The 20680-nt window shown below is 68.2% G+C and carries 21 protein-coding genes; 12 read left to right on the top strand and 9 right to left on the bottom strand.

What is annotated here, in order from left to right; all coding sequences use genetic code 11:
• Positions 1-3 precede the first annotated feature (3 nt).
• From Q664_RS06240 to Q664_RS06200, 9 genes are all read left to right on the top strand, one after another.
• Entirely contained in the window at positions 4-1110 is a 1107-nt protein-coding gene (locus tag Q664_RS06240) for a hypothetical protein (RefSeq protein WP_043390886.1), read from the top strand.
• A gap of 1 nt (position 1111) precedes the next feature.
• A complete protein-coding gene (locus Q664_RS06235) occupies positions 1112-1993 on the top strand; it encodes a hypothetical protein (protein ID WP_043390883.1) in 882 nt (293 codons plus the stop codon).
• A complete protein-coding gene (locus Q664_RS06230) occupies positions 1990-2208 on the top strand; it encodes a hypothetical protein (RefSeq protein ID WP_043390881.1) in 219 nt (72 codons plus the stop codon). The genes Q664_RS06235 and Q664_RS06230 overlap by 4 nt, the downstream gene beginning before the upstream one ends.
• A gap of 5 nt (positions 2209-2213) precedes the next feature.
• Positions 2214-2393, top strand: a complete 180-nt coding sequence (locus Q664_RS06225) for a hypothetical protein (RefSeq protein ID WP_043390958.1) — start codon at positions 2214-2216, stop codon at positions 2391-2393.
• Between the two features lie 7 nt (positions 2394-2400).
• The gene (locus Q664_RS06220) at positions 2401-3327 is read left to right on the top strand and encodes a hypothetical protein (protein WP_043390880.1); all 927 of its coding nucleotides are present in this window, start codon (positions 2401-2403) and stop codon (positions 3325-3327) included.
• 182 nt (positions 3328-3509) lie between these two features.
• On the top strand, positions 3510-3860 hold the full coding sequence (locus Q664_RS06215) for an HU family DNA-binding protein (protein WP_043390878.1): 351 nt from the start codon (positions 3510-3512) through the stop codon (positions 3858-3860).
• Between the two features lie 215 nt (positions 3861-4075).
• Entirely contained in the window at positions 4076-4675 is a 600-nt protein-coding gene (locus Q664_RS06210) for an Isoquinoline 1-oxidoreductase subunit (protein ID WP_200883667.1), read from the top strand.
• The gene (locus tag Q664_RS06205) at positions 4672-5133 is read left to right on the top strand and encodes a (2Fe-2S)-binding protein (RefSeq protein WP_043390954.1); all 462 of its coding nucleotides are present in this window, start codon (positions 4672-4674) and stop codon (positions 5131-5133) included. Before Q664_RS06210 ends, Q664_RS06205 begins: the two co-directional genes overlap by 4 nt.
• Positions 5134-5143: 10 nt before the next feature.
• Positions 5144-7444, top strand: a complete 2301-nt coding sequence (locus Q664_RS06200; protein ID WP_043390873.1) for a xanthine dehydrogenase family protein molybdopterin-binding subunit — start codon at positions 5144-5146, stop codon at positions 7442-7444.
• Between the two features lie 88 nt (positions 7445-7532).
• Here the strand turns inward: Q664_RS06200 and Q664_RS06195 are convergent, their stop codons facing one another.
• The 6 genes from Q664_RS06195 to Q664_RS06170 form a co-directional block, all read right to left on the bottom strand.
• On the bottom strand, positions 7533-10673 hold the full coding sequence (locus Q664_RS06195) for an efflux RND transporter permease subunit (protein ID WP_052517740.1): 3141 nt from the start codon (positions 10671-10673) through the stop codon (positions 7533-7535).
• Positions 10670-11785 (bottom strand): efflux RND transporter periplasmic adaptor subunit, encoded by a 1116-nt coding sequence (locus Q664_RS06190; protein WP_084609558.1) that lies wholly within the window; start codon positions 11783-11785, stop codon positions 10670-10672. Before Q664_RS06190 ends, Q664_RS06195 begins: the two co-directional genes overlap by 4 nt.
• Positions 11786-11800: 15 nt before the next feature.
• Entirely contained in the window at positions 11801-12271 is a 471-nt protein-coding gene (locus Q664_RS06185) for a MarR family winged helix-turn-helix transcriptional regulator (protein WP_043390869.1), read from the bottom strand.
• 98 nt (positions 12272-12369) lie between these two features.
• Entirely contained in the window at positions 12370-13026 is a 657-nt protein-coding gene (locus Q664_RS06180) for a potassium channel family protein (protein ID WP_043390868.1), read from the bottom strand.
• A 12-nt stretch (positions 13027-13038) separates the two neighbouring features.
• Positions 13039-14454, bottom strand: a complete 1416-nt coding sequence (locus Q664_RS06175) for a TrkH family potassium uptake protein (protein ID WP_063934666.1) — start codon at positions 14452-14454, stop codon at positions 13039-13041.
• A gap of 218 nt (positions 14455-14672) precedes the next feature.
• The gene (locus Q664_RS06170; RefSeq protein ID WP_043390866.1) at positions 14673-15335 is read right to left on the bottom strand and encodes a hypothetical protein; all 663 of its coding nucleotides are present in this window, start codon (positions 15333-15335) and stop codon (positions 14673-14675) included.
• Positions 15336-15722: 387 nt separating this feature from the next.
• Here Q664_RS06170 and Q664_RS06165 point away from each other — a divergent pair, with 387 nt between their 5' ends.
• Positions 15723-16178, top strand: coding sequence for a hypothetical protein (locus Q664_RS06165; RefSeq protein WP_043390863.1), 456 nt, complete (start codon positions 15723-15725; stop codon positions 16176-16178).
• A gap of 199 nt (positions 16179-16377) precedes the next feature.
• Here the strand turns inward: Q664_RS06165 and Q664_RS62070 are convergent, their stop codons facing one another.
• Positions 16378-16506 carry a hypothetical protein gene (locus Q664_RS62070; RefSeq protein ID WP_268811377.1) on the bottom strand — a complete coding sequence of 43 codons (129 nt, stop codon included), beginning with the start codon at positions 16504-16506 and terminating at the stop codon, positions 16378-16380.
• 91 nt (positions 16507-16597) lie between these two features.
• Here Q664_RS62070 and Q664_RS06155 point away from each other — a divergent pair, with 91 nt between their 5' ends.
• Positions 16598-17812, top strand: coding sequence for a methyltransferase (locus tag Q664_RS06155; RefSeq protein ID WP_043390861.1), 1215 nt, complete (start codon positions 16598-16600; stop codon positions 17810-17812).
• 34 nt (positions 17813-17846) lie between these two features.
• Here Q664_RS06155 and Q664_RS06150 read toward each other — a convergent pair whose 3' ends face one another.
• Complete coding sequence (locus Q664_RS06150) at positions 17847-18422, bottom strand: DUF4256 domain-containing protein (protein ID WP_043390859.1); 576 nt, start codon at positions 18420-18422, stop codon at positions 17847-17849.
• A 157-nt stretch (positions 18423-18579) separates the two neighbouring features.
• Positions 18580-18708, bottom strand: coding sequence for a hypothetical protein (locus Q664_RS62065; RefSeq protein ID WP_268811376.1), 129 nt, complete (start codon positions 18706-18708; stop codon positions 18580-18582).
• Between the two features lie 90 nt (positions 18709-18798).
• Between Q664_RS62065 and Q664_RS51660 the strand changes: the two genes are divergently transcribed.
• Positions 18799-20676, top strand: a complete 1878-nt coding sequence (locus Q664_RS51660) for a two-component system sensor histidine kinase NtrB (protein ID WP_052517739.1) — start codon at positions 18799-18801, stop codon at positions 20674-20676.
• Positions 20677-20680: the final 4 nt, after the last annotated feature.

Raw genomic sequence — 20680 nt, 5'->3', positions numbered from 1 at the left:
CAGATGATTCCCGCCTACCGCCGCGCGCCCTCCCGCCGCGGCGCCGCCTCCGTGGAGACGGCCATCTGCATGCTGGTCATCATCCCGGTCTTCCTCTACTCGCTCTTCCTGGATGACCTGCTGCGCTACTCCATGGACGTGCAGGAGGCCGCCATCTCCACGGTGTGGGATCTCACCGTGCAGGACTACAGCACCAAGGGTGACCCCGGCACCGTGCAGCGCCACGCGCGTCTGATGTTCTGCGACCACGAGTCCGGCAAGGACCGCTACGATGCCACCACGGGCGGCGGCAAGTACTCGGACTGCGAGGACACGGATCACCACACCGCGGTCGCGGCGCACGTGTGCTGGCTCAACGACGACGCCGAGCAGGTGACGTGCGAGGGCCCCGACAAGTCGGTGGGCGACGTGGGCGCGGATGGCCTCTACAACTCCTACCACAGCGAGTTCACCAACGGCGGCATGTACCGGTGCCGGGCCAGGGCCGTCGTGGAGAACTACCTGCTGCCCAAGAAGTTCCTCCCCGAGTTCTCCGACGACGACGGTGAGGAGCACAACCTCTCCAAGAAGCGCTGGACGGGCGACGTCCACGACAACTCGACCAAGGGCAAGGGCGGCTGGGAGGGGGATGCCTACTACATCAAGGAGCAGCACCTGGCCATCCTCACCGATACCTGGGCCCTCACCGACGCGGTGAACATCCAGCCGGGCGACAAGGACACGGGCAACGCGCTCTACCAGCGTGTGGCCAACGTCTACCAGAACCCCCAGAATCTCGGCTTCACCCAGATGAACGCCCAGGCCTCCAGCTTCTTCTCCACCGCGATGAACAACAACCTGCTCAGCCCGGCGCTGGTCGGCGGACTCGTGGCCCCCTGGCCGGGCAGCCGGGAGATCGGGGGAATTCTCAAGCCGGACGATCCGCGCCAGCCCAACATCTCCATCACGGCGGCCAATGGCGCGCCCACCCAGACGATCGACCAGGGCTCGGATGGCTCGGGCACCTACTTCAACTCCGAGTGGCGCGACTGGGACAAGGATCGCACCCAGAAGACGTACGACAAGCGGGGCGCGTACTACATGGGCTGCAAGAACCCGGAGGAGTGCTGAGGTGGCGGAGCCGCGGTCAGCGGTGCGAGCCCTGGCGCTGCTGTTCTCCGTGGCCATCGCCGGAGGTCTGATCGGCTTCGCCTGGGAACGGTTCTCCTACGTGCGGCCGGTGGATCCCATCGAGGACGTGACGACGGACGACATGCTCAGCGCTCCCGCGCCCGAGCCCGGCCGGCCGTCCCGCTCCCCCTGGGAGGAGGGCGTCCTGCAGCGGGCGCTGTCGCACTTCCCGCCCTACCCTCGCGGCACCCGGCCCGAGGTGCTGGCGGCGGACTACCTGGGCGAGCAGTCGCCCATCGCCGTGGCGTGGTTCACCACCCAGGACTCACCGGATCAGGTGCTCGCGCACTACAGCGGCACCCTGGTGGACGCGGGGCTGCCGGCGCTGGGCCACCGCTACAACGAGAACGCGGGGTACGTGGGCTACTGGAGCCCCGCCTCCAAGGAGGTGCACCTGGTGTCGGCGCTGGCGCAGGGCGGCGAGACGACGGTGTTCGTGTCCTCGGGGCAGATGCAGCCCCTGCTGGAGGGCGGGCCCCAGGTGCCGCAGTGGATTCCCATGCACCCGGAGGCCGAGGACGCCTCGGCGCTCAATTTCCAGCTCGAGGGAGCCACGCAGCACACCGTGTCGGCCCGGGTGCCGGAGAGCACCGTGACGGAGGTGGAGGCGTTCTTCCGCGAGGACTTCCAGAAGCGGGGCTGGAGCGTGACCGAGCTCCATGCCCCGGACGAGGTGGGGGCGGAGTTGGAGGTGCGCCGCGGGGCCGTGTTCGGCCTGGTGATGCTGCGCCGCCAGGTGCCCTCCTCGGAAGTAATGGTTCACTTGTCGCTCACCGAGCGGCTGACGGCTCCCCGGCAGGGGAACACGGAGGAAACACCATGACGAAGACCCCCTGGAACAAGGCCCCCTGGGCCCTGCTGGTCACCCTGCTCCTCACGCTCCCGGTCACCGCACACGCCAACAAGTGCGAGAAGGAGTGCAAGAAGGACGCGAAGCAGTGCCAGGACATCTGCAAGAAGTACGCGGGCTCGGGCGAGCAGAAGTGCACGCAGGCCTGTGTGGACGAGGAGAAGGAGTGCACCAAGGAGTGCAAGTGAGCCTCATGCGAAAGAATCTCCTGGCGCGCGCCCGGCGCGGCCAGTCCATGGTGGAGTACGTGGTCGTCTCCGCGGGCTTCCTCGGCTTCGGAGTGCTCGGCTGGCCCTTCCTCACCGATCTGATCAACGCCCTGCACCGCTACTTCCAGTCCATCTACTACGTCATCCAATCGCCCGTACCCTAGGGACTCCATGCGTTCGACACGCGCAGCCTCCCGCTTCCGGCGGCTCTCCCGCGCCACGCTCCTGTGCGTGGCCTTGTCGCTTCCCGCCTCCGCGGCGGAGCCAGACGATCTGCCCGGCGTCACCACGCCCACCCATCAGAAGCTCCGCAAGAAGGCGCCCGAGCTGCAGCGCAAGGTGATGGGCGTGCTGGACGGAATCAAGCAGACGCCCCAGCTGGCCGATCCTCGCGGTGTCAGCGTGCGCTCCGGCCTCGTCATCAAGTCCCATCCCGAGCTGGGGGTGACCTCGGCCGAGGCGACGATCCTGCTCCTGCCCATCCGCAAGAGTGATCGCGACACCGTGGTGGACAAGAAGACCGGGCGCTACCACGGCGTGGGCGAAGGCAACACGATCGAGATCAAGGTGAATGATCTCGAGCGGCTGAAGATCAACACCACGCAGCCCGACGCCATCTTCTACGAGCCACCCCAGGTGGGCTCGCATCAGGGGCTCCCCCTGTACCAGGTCGGCGGCGCCACCCCCATCCTGGTGCTCACCGCCAAGGACCGGCAGCTCTGGCGCCGCATCACCGCCAAGGAGTACCTGGAGCGGGTGATCCGCGAGGGTGGCCCGGATGGAGAGGCGGCCAAGAAGCAGCTCGGCGAGCTGGCCCCGGGCGCGGGAGACAAGCCCGCGTGCGTGCCCACCCGGCGGGGAGAGAGCGTGGGCTCGTGCCAGGACAGTGATCCCACCTACCTCGTCAAGCTGAACACCGGCTACTTCAACACCAAGAAGCCGGACGCCATCCAGCTGGTCACCGTCCGGTTGGGCGCCGCCTCCCATACGAGGCCCAGCGAGAGCTACTTCAAGGAGCATCCGCGGGATCCGCTCACCCAGGCGGCCAAGGCCTACGAGCAGTACGACTGGAAGCAGCTGGCGGCGCTCGTCGAGTAGCGCGGCCTCGTAGCCCCCGGGGGGGATCTCTTCACCGCGATGGAAAAAGGCCGGCCCGAAGGCCGGTTGATCGTCGGCCCGCCAGCGGATCCGTACCGCTGGAGCGTTTGATCCGTTGCCGAATTCTCGCTGAATAGATAAGGGCAGTTGCAGCTTCCTTCCTTTCCACAAGGAGAAACACGATGGCCGCGAAGACGAAGACCGCTACCGCGAAGAAGGCTGGCTCCTCCGACAGGGGCCCGACGAAGTCCGAGCTGCTGGTGTCGATCGCCGAGCAGACCGGGCTGAGCAAGAAGCAGGTGTCCTCCGTGTTCGACGCGCTCAGCGGCGCGATCCAGAAGAGCATGGGCAGCCGCGGTCCCGGCAAGTTCGTGGTGCCGGGCCTGATGAAGATGAAGGTCGTGAAGAAGCCGGCCACCAAGGCGCGCAAGGGCATCAACCCGTTCACCGGTCAGGAGACGGTGTTCAAGGCCAAGCCGGCTCGCAAGGTCGTGAAGATCCAGGCCCTCAAGGCCCTGAAGGACATGCTCTAAGCCGCTGAATCGCTGAAGAGCTCGACGGGGGCCGGGTCCGAGGACTCGGCCCCCGTTTCATTTGCGGGGCAACCCGGGGACTGGTGAACAGGGCGCGCGGCCCTTCTCACAACCCTTCCCTGGCGGATTGACACTTGAAGTACCTTGCGGGCGCTTTGAGAACGACCACGAAGCCGTACGTCCGTCTCTGTGCGTCCGCCCTCGTCCTCCTGGCGATGGGTTGTGGCCGGCGTCAGCCCTCACCGTCGCCGTCCGAGATGCTTCCCCAGGTTGGCCCCTCCGAGCTGCGCGCCCCCGAGGCGTTCGGCGTCATCACGGACAAGACCGATCGCTCTCGCGCGCTGTTCCTGGAGGCCAGCCGGGTGTTCCTCCACCCGCGGTGCGCGAACTGCCATCCCGATGGAAACTCGCCGTACCAGCGGACCGGGTGGCAGCTGCACGATCCGCCCGTGCAGCGCGGACCCGAGGATCGCGGCATCCCCGGCATGGAGTGCACGAGCTGCCACCAGGATCGCAACGCGGAGCTCGCCCGGGTGCCCGGGGCGCCGAACTGGCACGTGGCTCCCCTGTCGATGGCCTGGGTGGGCCGGACGCCCCGCCAGGTGTGCGAGCAGCTGAAGGACCCGGCCCGCAACGGCGGCAAGACGCTGGCGCAGATCGTCGAGCACAACGCGCACGATGAGCTGGTGGGCTGGGGCTGGAAGCCCGGAGCGGATCGCGAGCCGGCACCGGGAACGCAGGAGCGTTTCGGCGCCATCGTGGCGGCATGGGTGGAAACGGGCGCGGAGTGCCCGAGCGAGGAGGCACGGCCATGAGCATTCGAGTCCGCATCAATGGCGTCGAGAAGGAGCTCGACGTCGATCCCGAGATGCCGCTGCTCTGGGCGCTGCGGGACGTGCTCGGCCTCACGGGCACGAAGTATGGCTGCGGCCAGGCGCTGTGCGGCGCGTGCACCGTGCACCTCGATGGCCAGACGGTGCGAGCCTGTGTGACGCCCATCCGCCGCGCGGACGGACACTCGGTGACCACCATCGAGGGACTGTCGCCGGACGGCAACCACCCGCTGCAGCGCGCCTGGGTGGACCTGGGCGTTCCGCAGTGCGGGTTCTGCCAGGCGGGGCAGCTCATGTGCGCGGCGGCCCTGCTCGAGAAGAAGCCGAAGCCCACCGACGCCGAGATCGATCATTCGCTGGCGGGCAACCTGTGCCGGTGTGGCACGTACACGCGCATCCGCGCGGCCGTGAAGAAGGCCGCGGGAATGTCCGGGGAATAGGGAGGACGCGATGAGCAACCGGCACACGTTGATTGCCCGGCGGACCTTCCTGGCCGGGATGAACCTCGCCGTGGGCGGACTCGCCGTCGGCTTCTTCTCCAGCGACAGCCTCGCGGACGAGCCCACCGGGAAGCGCTCCGGGCCCCGGCCGCCGACGAGCTCCCAGGCCGAGGAGTCCTCCGCCCCGGGGCTGAACCCGAACGTCTTCGTGCACGTGGCGCCCGACGGACTGGTGACGATCGTCTGCCACCGCTCGGAGATGGGCCAGGGCATCCGCAGCTCGCTGCCCGTGCTGATCGCCGACGAGCTCGGCGCGGAGATGGCGCGGGTGAAGATCGTCCAGGCGGACGGAGATCCGGCCTACGGCGATCAGAACACGGACGGCTCCAACAGCGTCCGCGGCATCTACGAGGACATGCGCCGGGTGGGAGCCACCGCGCGCACCATGCTGGTGGCGGCCGCGGCGAAGCGCTGGAAGGTGTCCCCGGACACCTGCGAGGCCAGCGGCCACGTCGTGCTCCACCGCCCGAGCCAGCGCGAGCTGGGCTTCGGAGAGCTGGCGCTCGAGGCGGGCAAGCTGGCGGTGCCCAAGCCGGCGGACGTCAAGCTCCGGCCGAAGAACGAGCTGCGCAACGTGGGCAAGCCGCTGCCGCTGCTCGACGGGCCGGCCTACGTGAACGGGAGCGCGGTGTTCGGCGCCGACATCCGGCTGCCGGGCATGCTGACGGCGGTGATCGCCCGGCCGTCGATCGTCGGGGCCAGGGTGGTGAAGTACGATGCCAGCCGCGCGCTCGCGGTCCCCGGGGTGAAGCGCGTCATCGAGCTTCCGGCGCCGAAGGCCCCGTACGCGTTCCAGACCTGGGGAGGCATCGCCGTCCTCGCGGAGAACACCTGGGCGGCGATGAAGGGCCGCGCCGCGCTGGAGATCATCTGGGACGAGGGCGAGAACGCGACATACGACTCGGAGCAGTACCGCAAGACGCTGAGTGCGTCCGTGGCGTCGCCGGGCACGGTGCTGCGCAGCGTGGGAGACGCCGAGGCGGCGCTGAGCAAGGCGGCGCGGGTGCTCGAGGCCGAGTACCACGTGCCGCACCTGTCGCACGCGCCGATGGAGCCGCCAGTGGCGGTGGCACGGGTCGAGGGAGGCACGTGTGAGATCTGGGCGCCCACGCAGCACCCGCAGGCGGCGCGCGGGACGGCGGCCCAGGTGCTGGGACTGCCCCCCGAGAAGGTCACGGTGCACGTGACGTTCCTGGGCGGCGGCTTCGGGCGCAAGTCCAAGGCGGACTTCATCTCCGAGGTGGTGCTGCTGGCGAAGGAGGCGGGCGTGCCGGTGCGCGTGCAGTGGACGCGCGAGGACGACATCCGCAACGACTACTACCACTCCGTGAGCGCGCAGCGCCTGACGGCGGGCCTGGACGAGAACGGCAAGGTGGTGGCCTGGAGGCACCGCACCGCGTTTCCGCCGATCGGCTCGACCTTCGGGCCCGTGAACCGGCCGTCCCTGGGGGACTTGCAGCAGGGCGTGTTGGACCTGGGAATCGGGGTGCCCAACATCCGCGCGGAGGCGTGCGAGGCCAATGCCCACGTGCGCATCGGCTGGCTGCGGTCCGTGTACAACATCTTCCACGCGTTCTCGGTCAACTCGTTCATCGACGAGATCGCCCACGCCCGGGGCGAGGATCCGCGGGACGTGCTGCTGGAGGTGCTCGGGCCGCCGCGGGTGATGAAGACGGTGCGGGAGCTGGGCATCGAGAAGCTCTCCAACTACGGCCAGCCGCTGGAGAAGCACCCCGTGAACGTGGCCCGCCTGCGGGGCGTCATCGAGCGGGTGACCGAGCTGTCTCGGTGGAGCGACCGGAAGAAGGAAGGCCGGGCGCTGGGCCTGGCGGCGCACCGGAGCTTCCTGTCCTACGTGGCGGTGGTCGCGTCGGTGGTGCGCAATCCGGACGGCAAGATCGCGGTCGACGAGGCGTGGATCGTGGTGGATGCCGGCACGGTGATCAATCCGGACCGGGTGAAGGCCCAGATGGAGGGCTCGATCATCTTCGGCACGAGCATCGCGCTGTACAGCGGCATCACGATGAAGGGAGGCGCGGTCGAGCAGTCGAACTTCCGCGACTACCGGCTGGCGCGCATCGGCGAGGCGCCGCGCAAGATCCACGTGGAGATCGTTCCCAGCGAGGAGGCACCGGGAGGCATTGGCGAGCCGGGTGTGCCGCCTGTGGCGCCGGCCATCGCGAACGCCGTCTTCGCGCTCACGGGAACGCGCGTGCGCGAGCTGCCGATCTCGAAGGCGCTCAAGACCTGAGCGCCGGGCCCCCTGCCCTTCCCTTCCCCGACGGGTTCGAATCCCGTCGGGGACAACATGGGAAGCCCAGCAATCTCAAGCTGGGCCGCTACCCCACCGTGGAGGCCGGACGCCTCAGCTCCTCCTCCTCCACGGGCGGAACCACCGCCACCGGCCCCGCCTTGCGCGCCCGGCGGCGATCCACCCAGCCCGCCAGCGACACGTACGCCACCGGGATGACCAGCAGCGTCAGCAGCGTGGACACCGTCATGCCGCCGATGACTCCGCGGGCCATCGGCGCCCACATCTCCGCGCCGTCTCCCAGCTCGAAGGCCAACGGCACCATGCCCAGCACCGTGGTGAGCGTCGTCATCAGGATGGGCCGCAGCCGGCTCCGCCCCGCCTCCATCGCGGCCAGCACCAGGTCCCGCCCCTCCAGCCGCCGCGTCTTCAGCACGTCGATGAGCACGATGCCGTTGTTCACCACCACGCCCGCCAGCAGGATGATGCCGATGAGCGCCGTCACCTGCATCGTCGTCCCGCTCACCACCAGCGCCAGCACCACGCCCGACACCGCCAGCGGCACCGAGAACAGGATGACGAAGGGCTCCAGCAGCGACTCGAACTGGCTGGCCATCACCATGTAGACGAGCACCACCGCCACCACGAAGGCCAGGCCCAGCGCCAGGAAGGAGTCCATCAGGTCCTCCGCCGTGCCCGCCACCACCGTGGTGATGCCGGGCTCCTCTCCCGCCGCGGCGAGGGTCTCGTTCACCCGCTGGATGAGCGTGCCGAGCGCCACCCCCTTGGCGGACGTCAGATTGATGGTGGCCAGGCGCCGCTGGTTCTCCCGCGCGATGGCCGTGGGCCCCAGCGCCTGCTGGATGTCCGCCACCGTCTGCAGCGGCACCGTCACCCCCAGCGGCGTCGACACCGGCAGCGCCCTCAACCGGCTCAGGTCCTCGCGCACCTCCCGCGGCGCCCGCACGAAGACGCGGTACTCGTCACCGTCCTCGCGGAACATGGTGGCCGTCGTCCCCAGGAAGTACGTGGACACCGTGGACGCCACCTCCGCCGGAGCCAGCCCCAACAGACGGATCTGCTCCCGGTCCAGCTCCACCTTCAGCTCCGGCTGGCCCTGCTCCATCGAGAACGTCACGTTCGCCGTCTCGGGCATCGTCTCCAGCCGGCTCTTCAGCCGCGCGCCGTAGGCCCGCACCTTCAGCAGCTCGTCTCCGAACACCTTCACCACCACGTCGCCCCCCGCTCCCGCCAGGCCCTGCTGCTGCGGCAGCACCTCCAGCCCCGCCAGCCCCTTGAAGTGGGCCTTCAGCGCCTCCTCTATCTCCTGCTGGCCACGCTCGCGCTCGGAGCGCGGCGGCAGGCGCACCTGCACCGTGCCCGAGTACGAGCTCTGCCCGAAGAGCGCCGCGAAGCCCTCGCCCCCGCCGAACTGGGAGACGACCACCTCCGCCTCCGGCACCTGCTCGTGGACGATGGCCTCCACCTGCTTGAACAGCTCGTCCGTGGTCCACAACGACGTGCCGGGGTTGGCCTTCACCGAGAAGCGCAGCTCGCCGTTGTCCGTCTTGGGCATGAAGTCCACGCCCAGCAGCGGCGTGAGCCCCATGGTGGCCAGGAAGACGAGCAGCGTGCCCCCCAGCACCTTGCCCCGGTGCCGCAGCGCCTTGCCCAGCACCAGCGCATAGCGCTCGGAGAGTGGATCCAACCACGTGGTGAGCCGGGCCATCCACCGCTCCAGCCGGTTCTGCCCCGCGTTCATCGCCATCAGGCTGGCCATCAACGGCACCAGCGTGAGCGCCACCAGCAGCGAGGCCAGCAGCGAGATGCAGATGGTGAGGCTCATGTCCCGGAAGAGCTGGCCGGCCAGCCCGGGCACGAAGAGGATGGGCGCGAACACCGCCACCGTCGTCAGCGTCGAGGCGGCGATGGGCATGGCCATCTCCCGCGTCCCGTCGATGGCCGCCTCCTTCGGGCCCTTTCCGCGGCCCAGGTGCGTGAAGATGTTCTCCAGCACCACGATGGAGTTGTCCACCAGCATGCCCACCGCCAGCGCCAGGCCCGCCATGGAGATGATGTTCATCGTCACCCCCTGGAAGTCCATCACCGCGAAGGTGGCCAGCAGCGACAGCGGGATGCTCACCAGCACGATGCTGCTGGTGCGCCAGCTGCGCAGGAAGGCCAGCAGCACCGCCGCCGTCAGCAGGATGGACAGCACCGCGCTGTCCGAGAGGTTGGAGAGCGCCCGGGTGATGGGCAGGCCCTGATCGAACACCCGCACCAGCGTGACGCCCTCGGGCATCCGCTTCTGCAGGACGTCCAGCTCCTTGATGATCCGCCGCGCCACCTGCACCGTGTTGGCGTCCGACTGCTTGCGCACGGCCATCATCACCGCGTGCCGGCCGTCCGCCCGCACCACCGACGTCTCCTCCTCGAACGTGTCCACCACGTCCGCCACGTCGCGCAGGTACACCCGCTGCCCGCCCTTCTGCCCCACCACCACCTCCCGCACCTGCTCCACCTTCTGGAACTCGGCGTTGGTGGAGATGTTCAGCTCCTGCCGCCCCTGCCGCAGCGTGCCGCCCGGAATCATCACGTTGGCGCCTCGCAGCGACGCCACCACCTGCTGCGCTGAAATCCCGTACGCCTCCAGCCACTCGGGCTTGAGCCGCACCTGGATCTCCCGCTTCGTCCCGCCAATCACCTCCGCGGAGGCCACCCCTTCGATGCGCGCCAGGTAGGGCTCCACCATGTCCTCGGCCAGCTTACGCACCGAGTGCGGCGTGCCCGGCGCGTTCACCGTGAGGAACACCACCGGCTGCAGCGCGGGATCGAAAGCGAACGTCAGCGAGCGCGTGATGTCGTCGGGCAGCACGTCCTGCGCGAAGATCTCCAGGTTCTTGCGGACGTCCTGCTCGGCCGTCTGCATGTTGGTGCCCCAGGCGAACTTCACCATCACCAGCGAGGTGCCCTGCTGGCTGGTGGAGTTGACCTCGTCCACGTTCTCCACCGACGCCATCGCCGCCTCGATGGGGCGCGTGACGAGCTGCTCGATGGAGTCCGGGCCCGCCCCCGGGTACTGGGTGATGATGGCCACCAGGGGGAACTCGATGTCCGGCAGCATGTCCAGCTTCAGCCGGCTGAAGGTGAACACCCCGAGGATGGTCAGACAGAGGAACACCATCACCCCGGTGACGGGGCGGCGGACCGACAGTTCGGTGAGGTTCACTTGCCCGGCTCCTTCTTCTGGGCCCCGGCCAGCGTGATGGGATTGCCATCCCGCAGCAGGTGCACTCCCTGCACGATGAGCTGCTCTCCGGCGGCCAGGCCCTCGCGGATCTCCAGCCGGTCCTCCTGACGCACGCCCACGCGCACCTGCCGGCGCGTGGCCTTCTGCCCATCACTCACGAAGGCCGTGGCCAGCCCCGTGCGCTCCGTCTCGCCCTCCAGCAGCACCGCCTCGGCCGGCACCAGCACCACACCCTCGCGGCGGCCCAGCTCGATGGAGGCGCGGATGGCCGAGCCGGCGACGAGCTGGCCCTCCTTGTTGTCCAGGTGCACCTCCACCAGCCCGGTGCGCGTCACCCGGTCCACCACCGGCCCCTTGAGCGACACCTTGCCCTCCACCTCCTGCCCGGGCCGCGCCAGGGGAGACACCCGCACCGGCATGCCCTCGCGCACCTGGAGGAAGTCACGCTCCGGCACGCGCAGCACCGCCTTGAGGCGCTCGGCCTTCACCACCGTCACCACGGGCGAGCCCGCTCCCGCCAGGTCTCCCTCGCGCAGGTGCACCGCGGCCACCACGCCGGAGATGGGGCTGCGGATGGAGGTGCGGCTGCGCTGCGCCGAGGCCTGTCCCACCGCGGCCTCCGCCTGGCGCACCTGCGCATCCACCCCGCGGAACTGCGCCTCGAGCGCCTCCAGCTGGGCCTTGGACACCGAGCCCGCCGCCACCAGCTCCCGGGTGCGCTTGAGGTTGTCCTCCACCGCGTCGCGGTTGGCCCGCGCCGCCTCCAGCCCCGCCTGCGCCTGGTTGAAGCCCTCCGACTGCAAGTCCCCGTGCAGCGTGGCCAGCAGCTCTCCCTGCTTCACCCGCACGCCCTCCTGCACCGCCAGGCGGAGGATGCGCTCGGGCACCACCGGCGACACGCGCACCTCCTCCATGCCCTGCAGCTCGCCCACCAGCGTCACCGCCTCCACCACCCTCCCCTTCTCCACCGGGGCGACGCTCACCGGACGCACCACCAGCTCCACCGCCTTGGCCGCCTCGGGCGCGGGCTTTCCGCACGCCGCCAGCGCCAGCAGCGCCATGCACGCTGTCTTCCTCAGATTGCTCCTCATTGCGTCCTCCACATGTCAGGGGCTCTCGGCGGCCGGGGGCACGGACATCCGGCCCACCAGCTTCTCGAAAATGCGCAGCAGCGCCGTGCGATCCCCGGCGTCCAGCAGCGATAGGAAGTTGCCCAGGCTCTCGTGCGCCTGGTCATGGATGCCGTCCGCGGTCTTCTTCCCCCGCGGCGTCAGCCGCACATGCACGACGCGGCGATCCGCGGGATCTCTCTCGCGCTGGGCGTACCCCTCGCGCTCCAGCCGGTCCACGATGCCGGTGATGGTCTTCTCCGTGACGCCCACCCGCCGCGCCAGCTCCCCCATGGAGAGCGGACCGTCCAGGCCCAGCCACAACACCCCGTGCAGTTGGGGCGGCGTGAGCTCCAGCGTCTCGGTGAGCTGGGCGAGCGGATCCCTCAACGAGTTGCGCCGGCCCACCGCCACCAGCAGCTCCATCATCCGATGCGCCGCGTCATCCAATTCCGAGATATTCCGCATTCGCGAATATCATTTAGCAGGAAGCATTGGCCGCCGACAAACGGACCTGGGGCACGAGGCTTCCCGCCCAGGAAGAGGGCGGGCCGGCTTCTGCCTGCCTACCGCAGATCCGCCACGCGCTCGAGGGCCTCGGGATCTCCGGCGACGAGCAGGGCATCCGAGGGCGTGAGGGGCCGATCCGGATCGGGCACGGGAATCATGCTGTCCTGGAGGACGTCGTGGATGGCGACCACGTGGACGCGGTAACGCTGGGGCAGGGACAGCTCGCGCAGCGTCTTGCCGTGCCAGCGATCCGGCACGGGCATCTCCTGGATGCCGAACTGGTTGCCGAGCTGCACGTACTGCAGGAGCCGACCGCTGGTGAGCCGTGAGGCGAGGCCCAGGGCCGTCTCGCGCTCGGGGAAGACGCTCTCGGTGGCGCCCAGCGCGTCGGCGATGCGTGCGTGGTCATCCGAGCGGACCTTGACGTAGATGCTCTGGATGCCCACGTCGCGCACGGCCAGCAGGGCGAGGATGCTGGCGGCCAGGTTCTCGCCGGTGGAGATCACGGCGGCATCGGCGCCGCGGGCGCCCACCTGCTCGAGCACCTCGCGCTTGGTGGCGTCGGCCACCACGGCCCGGGACACCCGGTGCCCGAAGGCGTCGATGACGTCGGGCCGTGGATCAATGGCGATGACGTCGTGGCCGAGCTTGTGCAGCCGCTCCGCGATGATGGATCCGAAGTTGCCCAGGCCGATCACGATGATGCGCTTCATGGCGTGCGACTCCTATCCAACGATGAGGTCCTCGTGGGCGGGCCGCACGGAGCGCCGGAGGTAGCCGGCGCTGTGCAGCGACAGCGCGGCGAAGAAGGCGAGCGGCCCCAGGCGCCCCACGTACATGAGGACGATGACGAGCAACTTGCCGAACCCGCTCAGCAAGGGGCTCAGGTCCATGGTCAGCCCGACGGTGCAGAAGGCACTCACCACCTCGAAGAAGAGGGGCAGGAAGGCCTGGCGGGCCTCCTGGGGGGTGGCCCCGCGCGTCTCGCTGAGGCTCAGCAGGAAGATGGCGGCCGTCATCACCACGAAGGCCACGAGCGCGAGACTGACGGTGCGCTCGGTGGTGCCCGTGGGCAGCGCGCGCCCGTGCAGCTCGGCGAACCGCCGGCCCCGCATGCGGGCCAGCGCGAGCGTCACCAGAACGGCCAGCGTCGTCGTCTTCAGGCCACCAGCGGTCGAGCCCGGTGAGCCTCCAATCACCATGAGCAGGATGGTGAGGAAGGCGGTCGAGTTGGCCACCTGGGCGTAGGAGACGGTGTTGAAGCCGGCGGTGCGCGCGGTGACGGACAGGAACCAGGCATTGGACAGCTTGTCCACCAGTCCGAGGGGGCCGAGCACCCCCCGCCACTCGAAGAGCGCGAAGAGGAGGGTGCCGCCCACCAGGAGTATCGCCGTCACCCACAGGGCCGCGAAGGTGTGCACGGACATCCGCTGCCGCCCGCGCAGGTGACGGCCGCGCCACCAGCGCAACGTCTCCTCACCGCTGAGGAAGCCCAGGCCGCCCAGGATGATGAGCACGGAGATGATGAGCAGCACGAGGGGCTGGTCCGCCATGCCGATCAGCGAGTCGCTGAAGGTGGAGAAGCCCGCGTTGCAGAAGGCGCTCACCGAGTGGAAGACGGCGTGCCAGGCGGCCTCGCTCGCGCCGAAGCGGGGGAGCCACACCAGCCACAGGGCGAAGGCGCCCAGGGTCTCGGCCAGCAGGGTGAAGCGGGTGACGGCCCACGCCAGGTTCGTCACGTTCTGCCGCTGGGCGTAGTCGATGGGGGCTCCGACGATGACCTCGCTGCGCAGCGACAGCCGCCGCCCGACGGCGCCGATGACCAGGGTGGTGAGGGTGATGAGCCCGATGCCACCCAGTTGGATGAAGAGGAGGATCCATAGCTGGCCCCATCGGGTGAACCAGGTGGCGGTGTCCACCACGGTGAGCCCGGTGACGCACGTGGCGCTCGTCATGGTGAAGAGCGCGTCGAGGAAGCCGAGCGGCTCGCGGCGGTACATGCCGGGCAGCAGCATGAGGCCGGCGGTGCCCAGGGTGATGAGGATCGCGAAGCTCAGGGCGAGCAGCGCCGACGGAGACACCCCGTGCCAGCGGTGGCGCAGGAAGACGAGCAATCTGGTGGGAGCGGTTCGTGGGGGCACCAGGGGGCGAGCATATCCTGATGGTGGCTTCACCGTCCGGGCAACAGCGCGTCCTGCTTGAGTTTTCCTATCGCCCTGCCCACGGGTTCGAATCCCGTCGGGGACCAGGTCCTGAATCGGCTGGAGGACGTATCCATGCGTTTCCGAGCGTGCATCGCCTCAAGGACATCCACCCGAGCACGAGCACGTGGAGCGGTCCCGGGCCCTTGGTGAACGCTTCAGAAGCTCACGCCCGTCTGGATTTGCGGCGAGAAGCTCACCGTGGCGCTGCTCCCGGGTTCCCCGAAGACGAAGAACGGCAGATCCAACTCGGCGAACCACTTGAACTTCCCCAAGGGGAAGAGGCCGACGTTCACGAGGGGAATCAACCCCAGGTTGAAGGGAACACCCTCGCCGATCTGCACGCCGGCGCGAAGGCCGGTCGCGAAGGAGCCGCAGTTGTAGACGACGCCGGGATCCACCAGGAAGGACGTGCTGGCCCTGGCCGAAGTCCCGCCATCGGCGAACTGCCAGGTCGTGTAACCGACGCCCTCGAGATCAATCGCCCAGCGCTCATCCAGCTTGATGGTGACGCCGGACGCGATACCCATCTGGAGGAAGTCCGCGCCAATCGCGGTGGTGCCACCCGTGGCGATCTTCACGATGGGCACGGCGAGCCCCACGTGACCTCCGAGGCGTGGCCAGGTGGACGAGTCCTCCGCGCCTGATGGCGTGGAAGAACCGCCCGTCCCTTCGTCCGCGTGGCCGTACAGCCCGGTCCGTGTCTCGCCTTCCTCGGCCGGTGGGCTCGCGAAGGACAGACCGGGAACGATGGCCGCCACCACGAGCAGCAGGGAACTCCAGTGAGAGACAGAATGGGAACACAGCCCGGAAATGCGCATCGTTCTTCTCCAGGGTCAGAGGTGGAGCTGCATCCTCGACGGAGCTCGGCGTTCGCGATGGGCCCGTGAGTGTCTACCCGGATGCCGGACTCGGGCGAAACATGCGAACACCGAGGTGCTCGTGCCATGCATCCGCCGGGTAGGGCCTTGTGGCGTGTGCGACACTGTGTGATCTCCAAAATCCCTTCAGGATTGGAGGGGACTCGAAGTGCCCGGATTCACTCGCGATTCAGAGAAAGGCGTGTGCCGTCGCGGACTTGGGGCCCCCCTCCTCCACGGGTTCGAATCCCGTCGGGGACCACCTGGAAAGCCCGGCAATCTCAACGGCGTCTTTTGCTATGAACCCACGAGGGGGACGGATGGGCGTCCCGTCGCGATGGGGGTTGCATGAAGAGCATCATCGGCTGGGCGCTGGCCGCCTTCGGCGTCATTGGCTTCGGCGCGGAGATCGACAACCTGCTCAACGGCACGGCGGACCACACGGTCACGGGGTTCATCATCGCCGCCCTCTTCGTGCTCGGAGGCCTGTCCCTCATCCGCTCCGCGCGGCGCGCGAAGCTGCCGCCCGAGCTGAGGGAGGCGCCCGTCGTGGTGCGTCCCGCCCTGGGTGCGCGCGACATCGAGCGGGCCGTGCTCGCCTGCGCGCAGCAGCACGGGGGCCGCGTCACCATCGCCGAGGTGGCGGCGGGCAGTCAGCTCTCGTTCACCGAAGCCAAGGAAGTGCTCGAGGAGCTCTCCCGCGCGGGCGCCTGCACCGTGGACGTCACCGAGAACGGTGCGTTCATCTACGAGTTCAACGGCTTGATGCCCCGCGAGCCCGCCCGCACGGCCCTCGACCGCTGAGCTCCATAACACCAACCACATCTACGCTCGCGGCACCGACAACGCCGTCTGGGTCAAGGGCTGGGCCAACAACACCTGGGGTGATTGGGTCTCCATCGGCGGCTCCATGCCGGACTGACGACCCGGCGAACACCGCGCAGCAGGCCCCTCCGCCTCCCGCTCCAGTCAAACCGGGAGGCGGAGTCGTTTTCGGCGGCCGCTACTTCGCGCCCTGGAGACCCAGCCCGCTGACGGGGACGGTCTCTACCCGGTTGTCGAACCCGGCGATGATCGGCCGAGCCTTGGCGATGGCCTCCCGCACCGCGGGCAACGACACGATGATTGCCACGCGCTGTAAACGAATAGGACGCATGGGGGGAGCCGTTGAGGGATAGTACGTATAGGAGGCCTGGTGCCCCGGGTGGCGTCGTACATCAAGGATGAACCTTCAACATCGGCTGGAAGCGCTCACCGACCTGCTCAGACCGTGGTCCGGGATCTGGTCACGTTCCATCCTCCAGAATTGGCCGGAATCCGGAGCCGCTCATCCCGAATCCTGGCTGCCCTACGCTGAATCCCTCGACGAAGAGGGCGAAAGAATGCTGGATGCTGGGGAGCTTCCAGGTGAGCCGCCCCGGTCACTGCAGTCGCTCGTGCTCGAGCTTCGTGAGCTGACAGCGCTGTCCTGGCATGAAGGCATTCAACGCCTGACGACCTCGGACGCGCAGGGACTCAACGCCAAGAAGGTCCATGAGATCGAGCGGGTCCTCGCCCTGCTCGCGCCGAGAACGAGGACGATTCGCCAGGCGGTCGACATCGGTGGCGGCATGGGGCATCTCGCGCGTCTCTGTGTCAGGACCTTCGATTGGACCTTCCACAGCATCGATCGTGATGCGGCCTTGCAGGAGAAAGGCCGGGACTGGCTGCGAAGGGCCCGGACCCTGCCCCAAGAAAAGCTGTGTTTCATCCACGCCTCCGTCGAGGACGGGCCGCAGGACGGGATTGATCCGCTCTTTTCCGGTCAGGACCGGGTCTCGATTGGCCTACACACCTGCGGGTCGCTCGCGCTGACGCAGATTCGCAAGAGCCAGGAGGCAGGGCTCCTCCTGAACTTCGGCTGTTGCTACGACCAGATGGATGCCGCACGGGACTACCCTGCCTCCCGCTTCGGGAAGGCCCATGCGCTTCCCCTCACCCGGCGTGCCCTGTTCCTGGCGACCCGTGGGCGACACCACAAGACCGAGGCCGAGTTCGCGCTGATGAAGCGCGTCAACGAGCAACGGTTCGCGCTCGATCTCCTGCTGAGGCGGAAGTTTCCCGAGCTCGGCTTCGTGCGGGCGGGGGATGCACCCAAGGCGCTCTATGCCGGGAGCTTCGCCGTCTATGCGCGTGATCGCCTGGAGCGCCTGCGACTCGATGTCGGCATGACGGAAGCCGAGCTGAATTCCTTCGAATCGTCCGTTCGCCCCGAGGCGAGGCGCATCTTCCTCTGTCATCTGCTGAGGGATCGCTTCGCGAGGGCGCTGGAGCTCGTGATTCTGCTCGATCGCGCGCTCCTCCTCGAGGAGATGGGCTTTCGGGTCGAGCTCCTGCAGGTCTTCGAACCGCGCCTCTCCCCTCGCAACATCGCCCTCATCGCATCAAGGGTGGACTGACCGGCTGCGGTCCCCCAAGGCGCTTCGTGCGAGCTCAGACTCTCAGCGAGCCACGGAACGCCCTGGCGGCATAGTAGGATTGCGCACCGTTGTGATACACGAAGACATGGTCGTAGCGGCAATCGCAAAAGAGGGCGCCGCCGAGCTTTCTGATATCGGGAGGTGTCTTCACCCAGCTCGACGTCTTCGTATCGAACTCTCCAAGCTCCTGCAGCTCTCGATATTGCTCTTCCGTCAAGAGTTCGATGCCCATGTCAGAGGCCATATCCATGGCGTTGTTCTCTGGCTTATGTTCCTTCCTTGAATCCATCCCTTCACGGTCGTAACAAACACTTCTGCGGCCTTTGGGAGTCTCCTCCGAACAATCATAGAAAAGGTATTCGCCCGTCTTTTTATCGTGACCAACGACGTCCGGTTCGCCGCCAGTTCTTTCCATTTCGTTGAGCGACCACAGCTTTTCAGCACTGGCTTCCAGCCTTGCTTGTACCTTGGCCCACTCAAGCCCCTTGTGGCGGCTCATGTTCTTCTCGAAACGGGCTTTCAATGCCTTGAGCAGCGCTTCACGCTGTTCGCGCGACAACTCTCTTTTATTGTCATTGGCTTTCTTCATGACATCAGCATGGCCTCCGCCGAATGGGAGTGTCAAGCGCATATTCGGCCCAAATGCCTTGCTTTGATTTGCCTGCGATGTCTTGCAATCGATTGCCTCGGCTCCACCCCTCGTCCCGCAGGGGTGGCCGGTGCACACCTTGCCCTGCTGGAAGTCCTCAGGATGACTTGCGCGCGGACTTCTTGCGAGCCGCCGTCTTCTTGCCCGCGGCCTTCTTCTTGCTCAACCTAGGCCCGCGCACCCGCGTGCGAAAGGTGGCAGCCTGCCTGCTGTCGAATATCGCCACTCAGCCCGCTTCCCCTCAACGGGACGTCCATCCTTCCTATACTCCTCCGGGCAGGCGGCGGATGTCGGCCCCCTGCTCGCGTGCCCGGCCATGGAACCCCTTCCTTCTCCCCCGCCCCCCGCCTTTCGCTCCTGGCTCCTGGAACGGCTGGACTCCCTGCTCTCGGAGTCCCTGCGCCAGGGGTCGCCCACGGATCTCGTCCGCTACCGGCTCGTGGTGGGCGCCGCCTGCTTCTTCGTCGTGTTCAACCTGCTCTACACGGTGGCGGCCGTCTCGTCGGGCCTGCCCCCCTACCCCAGCCTCGCCGCCAGCCTGATCTACGCCAGCGTCCTGCTGCTCACGCGCCGCTCGGCCACCATCGAGCCGCCCACGGCTCTGCTGTTGATGGCCTTGTCGCTCGTGCTCATCACCGCCGCCTTCGTGGGCCATGCTCCCTTCGTCAGCACCCACGCCGTCTGCACCTTGGGCCCCATCATCGCCGTGTACCTGTCCGGCGCTCGCGTGGGGCTGTTCATCACCCTGCTCCTGATCGGAGCCCTCTGCCTGGGCTACCCGCTCTACGTCACCTTCTCCCAACCCGCCATCCCGCCTCCCTCCCCCTATCTGATGTGGTTCGGGCACATCTTCGCCGCCCTGGCCCTGGTGGGAGCCTGGGGCGTGGGCTCGCTGCACAACGCCGCGCGCGACTCCGCCCAGGGCTCGCTCGAGCGGGCGCTGAAGGCGCTCCAACTGAGTGAGAACAAGCTCAGCACCCTCGTGGAGAGCACGGAGGATCCGGTGCTCTCCCTGGACAGGAAGGGCCTCCTGCTGACCGCCAACTCCGCGGCGAGGCAGATGCACCTCGAGCGGTTCGGCCAGGAGCCCGTGGTGGGTCGGCCCTTCTGGATGGAGCCGGAGCGCCGGCAGCGCTGGGCCCCTCACGTGGCCAGGGTGCACGCCGGCCAGCGCGAGCGGTTCGAGGAGGAGTTCGAGGTGCGGGGCGCACGCCACCTCATGGACATCAGCCTCAGCCCCCTGCGGGATGGGGACGGAAAAGTCGTGGGGCTGACGCTCTTCGCGCGGGACATCACCCCCCGCCGACAGGCCGAGGCCCGGCTGGGAGAGATGCACCGGACGCTGATGGACGTGTCCCGGCAGGCGGGCATGGCGGAGATCGCCACCGGCGTGCTCCACAACGTGGGCAACACCCTCAACAGCGTGAACGTCTCCACCAGCCTCGTCATGGATCGGCTGCGCCTGTCGCGTGTCTCCAGCCTGACCCGGGCCGCCCAGCTCCTGCGCGAGCACACCGTGGACCTGTCCACCTTCTTCACCCGGGATCCGCGGGGCCAGCAGTTCCCGGCCTTCCTCCTGGCCCTGTCCGAGCAGATGGAGGAGGAGCGCGACACCCTGCTCCAGGAGATGCGCTCCCTGAGCGAGGGCGTGGAGCACATCAAGTCCATTGTCAGCATGCAGCAGCGGCATGCGAGCTCCGCGGGCGTGAGGGAGCAGGTGGCCATGCCCGCCCTCATCGACGAGGCGCTGCGACTGCACGCCGCGTCCTTCGAGCAACAGGGCATCCGCGTCGAGCGCGACTACGCCCCGGTGCCGCTGCTCTCCGTGGATCGGCACAAGCTGCTGCAGATCCTCGTCAACCTGCTGAGCAACGCGCGCCATGCGTTGATGGACAGCCCGCGCGAGGACAAGCGGCTGAGCATCGGCATCCGGCCGGCGCCCGACGGAGAGCGGGTGCTCATCGAGGTGAAGGACAACGGCGTGGGCATCGCCCCGGAGAACCTGTCGCGCCTGTTCACGCAGGGCTTCACCACCAAGAGGACAGGCCATGGCTTCGGCCTGCACATCAGCGCCCTGGCCGCCGGGGAGTTGCACGGGCGGCTCACCTGCGACAGCCCCGGCCCCGGCCAGGGCGCCACCTTCACCCTCGAGCTGCCGCTGGTGGAGGGGCCTGGGCCAGGGCCGGTGAAATGAGCCG

The organism is Archangium violaceum Cb vi76 (genome assembly GCF_000733295.1).
GTDB lineage: Bacteria > Myxococcota > Myxococcia > Myxococcales > Myxococcaceae > Archangium > Archangium violaceum.
This window is presented reverse-complemented; position numbering and strand designations above follow the sequence as displayed.